The sequence below is a fragment of the Nocardia sp. NPDC060220 genome (genome assembly GCF_042727815.1).
GTDB lineage: Bacteria > Actinomycetota > Actinomycetes > Mycobacteriales > Mycobacteriaceae > Nocardia.
Genome location: NZ_JBHWZY010000609.1, coordinates 1 through 4,247 on the forward strand (window position 1 = coordinate 1; position 4,247 = coordinate 4,247).

The 4,247-nt window shown below is 67.2% G+C and carries 4 protein-coding genes; 2 read left to right on the forward strand and 2 right to left on the reverse strand.

The window, feature by feature from the left end:
- Positions 1–38 precede the first annotated feature (38 nt).
- Both ACFWF3_RS26195 and ACFWF3_RS26200 read right to left on the reverse strand, forming a co-directional pair.
- Positions 39–1,280 (reverse strand): PE-PPE domain-containing protein, encoded by a 1,242-nt coding sequence (locus tag ACFWF3_RS26195; RefSeq protein WP_379315972.1) that lies wholly within the window; start codon positions 1,278–1,280, stop codon positions 39–41.
- 175 nt (positions 1,281–1,455) lie between these two features.
- A complete protein-coding gene (locus tag ACFWF3_RS26200; protein ID WP_379315974.1) occupies positions 1,456–2,151 on the reverse strand; it encodes a DUF2993 domain-containing protein in 696 nt (231 codons plus the stop codon).
- Between the two features lie 120 nt (positions 2,152–2,271).
- Here ACFWF3_RS26200 and ACFWF3_RS26205 point away from each other — a divergent pair, with 120 nt between their 5' ends.
- The gene (locus ACFWF3_RS26205) at positions 2,272–3,108 is read left to right on the forward strand and encodes an alpha/beta fold hydrolase (protein WP_379315976.1); all 837 of its coding nucleotides are present in this window, start codon (positions 2,272–2,274) and stop codon (positions 3,106–3,108) included.
- A gap of 75 nt (positions 3,109–3,183) precedes the next feature.
- Positions 3,184–4,247: metallophosphoesterase (locus ACFWF3_RS26210; protein WP_379315978.1), on the forward strand; the 1,064-nt coding region annotated here is incomplete at its 3' end.

Genomic DNA, 4,247 nt, shown 5'->3' on the forward strand with positions numbered 1-4,247 from the left:
ATGCACACCCGATCGGCGTCGACCTGAGACCGGTGGCGCTAGCCCGTCGGTGTGAGGAGAGCGCGGACGAGAGGCGTCGCTGGGTTCGGAGGTAGCAGATCCTCGGCATTGGCCAGTACCGATTCCAGCGGCAGCGTTCGGTTGGCGTGGTGTGCCGGGTTCTCCATCACCGCGTCGGCGTCGGCGATGCCCTGCTCGATGGCGAGCCGAAGATCGGCCGGCAGCTGAGCGGTCTTCTCGGGGTTCACCGGCTGGTCGAACCGCAGTGGCGTAGGCGTCGAGTAATCCGCGCGGTCGTAGCCCGTTTCGATCAGTACCCGCAGTGCCGGCTCCATCAGGGCGGCCGCGGGTTCTGTCACCGCCGAGTGGTCGGTGTGTTTCCCGAGTGCACGCAGCGGATACAGCAGCGGCAGCGTTCCCTGCGGGTTGGGCAGCGAAATGTAGGTCGTATCGCCGTGGTGCTGGCAGTTCCCGGGATGCGCGGCGCAGTTCTGTTGCGCGATGTAGTCGGAGCGGTCCGGGTATCCGTAGACGGCCGCGCCCGCCTTGGGTTGGCTGCCCGCGCCGTTGCCCTTGGGTTGCAGATACGACGGATGGATCAGGACAGTGCCCAGCACGGCATTCGCGTCGGCGAGCACATTGAGTGGATACGCCGGAAAGTCCGAGATGCCGTCGTACTGCATCGCGATATCCGTTGTCCGGATGCCGGTATCGGTGGGGGTGGGTGGGCCGAAGCTGATGTCGGCGAACGGGAGCCGGCCGAAACGCACCGGCCGTTCGATGATCCCCCCGTTGGGCCGGTTCGGATTCGCGATGAGTACGAACGACAGGCGGTCCTTGTCCGTCTGCGACAGCTCGGCCGAGGCAGCCTTCTCCGCGCTGGCCACCGTCGCGCCCTGTGAGTATCCGAAGATGACAACGGCACCGCCCGGATTCGAATCCATGACTCGCGTCGCGATCGCGTCGAGATTCGCCACACCGTCGGCCACCGAGGTGTCCCACTTCGCCGACGACGCGTCCGGGCCTTTCGACGAGATGACCGGCCACAGCGCCGCGTCGTACGGGACGGGAACGAAGGCGACGCCGGGGCACTGGTTGTCGGTGCAGCCGCGAGCGCCGGGATCGATGAAGTTCTGGTACGCGTTGCTTTCGAAGTTGTGCGCCACCGCGGGGTCGCTGGTACCGGTTCCCGGAACGATCAGCGCCGTCGTCGCCAAGGCCACCGTGCCGAAAGCCTGTGCCTTGATCCAACTCACGCCCAGCGCCGCCAGCACTGCCACGGACGCGCCGTCGCGGATCATCGACCGCCGTCGACGGTGACCACCGAATCCGGTCGCGACGGGCGGTGTATCGGTAACTCGCGCTCTCGACGCCTGCATCATTGACTATCCCTTCGATGGGAGGAAGTGCGAGGTCAGGGCAATTCTGGCGGACCGTGCTACCGGGCAAGGAGTGTTACGGAAGATCGTCGAAACGCACGTCGTGGGCTACGGCGGTCGCGTGTAGACCGTCGGCGCCCGGTTGGATGGCGGTCAGGCGGGCACCGAGCGGCAGTGCTTGCAGCGGCACGACGAAGGTCAGCGATTGGCGCAGCAATGCCAGGGAGATCGTCGGTCCGCCTGCCGCCGCCTGGACCGACACCGGGGTGACCTCGATGCCCGCCTCGGTCGGTGCGACGGTGACGAAAACCGTCGCGGGCACCGAGATCCCCGCCACCGAGAACGACCCGGTGACGCGCAGCCCTTGCGGACTGTCGGAGATCGACTCCACGCCCGCCGGCGCGAAACCCAGCACGACGTCGTAGGGGACCACCGCGGTCGCGGTCGCGGTAGCCGCGACAAGTTCGGACGTGCGGTTGTTGATCAGGTCGCCCAGCGGTGCGGAGACGTCGGTCAGTGCGACGTCGAGATCGTGGACGGAAATGTTGTGCCCACTCCAGTCGCCGATCCGGATGTCGATGTCGGAATAGGTACCGGCGACCGCCTGGGTCAGGAACGGAAACCCGGCGATCTCGACATCCGGTCGCTCCGCAAGGTTGTACTCGGCGGCAACCTGGCGTCCGATCTCGTTCTGCGCCACCACAACTGCGACCCGATCGCCCACAACCAACCCGATCGCCAGCACAACGATCAGGATCAGCAGGGCACGCATACATTCACCATCTCGGCCATCCCCCCATCATGCTGTGGATCGCGGCCGAATGCTGCCCTCGACCCGCCAGACATTCCTCTACCGTGGGGTGGTTGCCGCGTTCACCGAAGGAGAGCCGAGTTGCTGAGCCCGTGGGATGGCCGACCGACATTCGTGTTCGTGCACGGCGCGCACGGCAACGCTGGATACTGGACACCTCTCCTGCGTGAACTCGGACTGTGTGGACACAGAGCGATCGCCGTCGACCTCCCGGGCCACGGCGCCGACGCCTACTTCCCGATGTCCTACCAGGCCCCGCAGGACCTCGCCGCATTCACGGAACTGCCGGCGCCGACGGCTGCGGTGACACTGCAGGACAACGTTTCTCACGTCGAAACCATCGTTCGCAGAGCCGGGGTGTTCGGGCCGGTCGTGCTCGTGGGGACCAGCGGTGGAGGTGCCACGATCAGCGCTGTCGGCAACGCGATTCCCGAGGCGCTCGCCCGCGTCGTCTACATCTCCGCCTGGTGCTGCGTCGAACTCCCCAGCGTGGCCGCCTATCTGGCAACCCTCGGCCACCACGACGTCGCCACCGTCCCGGTCAACTGGCGTACGGCTGACCCGGACACGCTGATGGCGCTCAAGGACGGTCTGATGGCCGACGCCACCGACGAGCAATTCCGCGCCTGCCTGAACCTGCTGGAACCGGCGGATTCCCCCTCTGTACTGACCGCCGATTCGCGCGTGCACGCCACCACCTGGGGAACGATCCCACGCACCTATATCCGGCTGTCCCGGGACCGGGCGATCCCACCCGAAATGCAGGACAAGATGATCGCCGAAGCCGACGCCCTCACACCCGCCAATCCTTTCGACGTCCACACGGTCGACACCAGCCACATGGGGATTCGCCTGCACCCCACCGAGATAGCGGACATCCTCGACCGCCTCACGAGTTCGGCTGACCGTGTCGGCTGATGCGACGACCTGAACTGAAATGATCTGGGGTGGCGTGCTGCCCGGACGGGGTGGCCCTGGGTGGAACGGGACTTCGTGAGCTCCGCTGTAGTGCTGATAGTGATCGTGTTGGTGGCGGCGGTGATGTTCGCGGTGCCGTGGTGGGTGCTGGTTGCCGCGCCGACCGGGCGCAGTGGGTTGCGGTATCGGGTCGGGACCGGGGTCTGCGTTGCCGGCTTCGTCGGTCTGCCTGTCGCCATGTTCTTCGGGCACGGTCCGCCGCAGTTCGACCCGGCGGCGATTGCCGGTGACGTGCTGCTCGGGGTGTTGTGGGTGGTGTTCGTCTGGTCGGTGATCGGGTCGGTTGTCCGGGGCGCGCTGCGTGTTGCCGGGGTCACCGGGATGCGCGTTACCCAAGGGGTGGCTCTGGGTGTGGTGGTGGTGTCGGCGGTGCTCACGGGGTACGGGGTGTACGAGGCGCGGCGGGTGCCGCAGGTTCGGACCGTCGACATCGCGATCCCGGGCTTGGCCGAGGGGCTCGACGGGCTGCGGGTCGTGGTGCTCACCGATACTCACTTCGCCGCGATCGACCGGGAGGGATGGTCGCGAGAAGTCGTCGACGTGGTGAATGCGCAGCGGCCCGACATCGTGGGGCTGGCCGGGGATCTCGTCGACGGTTCGGTGGAGCAGCGCCGCGATCAGGTCGCCCCGCTCGCCGACGTCGAAGCGCCGCTCGGCCGGTTCTACATCACCGGCAATCACGAGTACCTCGACGACGCCCAGAGCTGGATCGACTACATGGCCGGCATCGGCTGGCAGCCGCTGCACAACGCGCACCGGACCATCGACCGCGACGGCGACCGGTTGGTTGTCGCCGGTATCGACGACCCCACCGCCGATGTGCCCGGACACGGTCCCGACCTGCCCGCCGCGCTCGCGGGCACCGACCCCGCCGCACCGGTCGTCCTGCTGGCCCACCAGCCCGCACAGGTCACCGACAGTGCCGCGGCCGGGGTGGAACTGCAGATCTCCGGGCACACCCACGGCGGTCAGATCTGGCCGTTCCACTATCTGGTCCGACTCGATCAGCCGGTCGTCTCCGGCTTGAGCAGGCACGCGAACACCCAGCTCTACACCAGCCGCGGCACCGGCTACTGGGG